General features: G+C 42.4%; 1 protein-coding gene. It reads left to right on the forward strand.

Features of this window, described 5'->3' with window-relative positions:
• On the forward strand, positions 1 to 668 hold a 668-nt coding region (locus H4J76_RS19515), incomplete at both ends, for a transposase (RefSeq protein ID WP_182231147.1).

Below are 668 nucleotides of genomic sequence, written 5' to 3' on the forward strand. Positions count from 1 at the left end.
CAACGCATTTTTACATTATCTCAGGTGTTTGCTATTGATATTTGTGCTCACGCTGTCATGAATAATCACTTACATTTAGTCCTTCATGTTGATAGTGAAAAAGCTAACAACTGGACGACGCTAGAAGTACTGTCCCGTTGGCATAAGTTGTTCAAAGGCACTCTGTTGACCCGTCAATATCAACAGGAGCAATCATTAACTCCATTCGAAATGGAAATTATTGAAGAAACAGCACAGGTCTATAAACAGCGCTTAATCGATATCAGTTGGTTTATGCGGGCATTAAACGAGCCTATTGCTCGACAAGCCAATAAAGAAGATAAATGCACCGGGCACTTTTGGGAAGGACGCTTTAAATCACAGGCCCTGCTCGATGAAGGGGCGTTACTTGCTTGTATGGCTTATGTAGATTTAAATCCAGTACGTGCGGGTATTGCTCCAACACCTGAGCAATCGAATTTTACCAGTATTCAACTGCGTATCAAAGCAGCCATTATCGGAGAGCAACCGACAACGTTATTACCTTTTACGGGCCATGAACAGCAAGAGAAAACCTCCGGTATCCGCTTTAGCTTGAAGGACTATTTAACCCTTGTAGATGAAACAGGTCGCGTAATAAGAGCAGACAAACGAGGCGCTATCGATAACAAAACCGCAAATATACTGTC

Origin of the sequence: Colwellia sp. BRX9-1 (genome assembly GCF_014077195.1) — a bacterium.
GTDB lineage: Bacteria > Pseudomonadota > Gammaproteobacteria > Enterobacterales > Alteromonadaceae > Colwellia_A.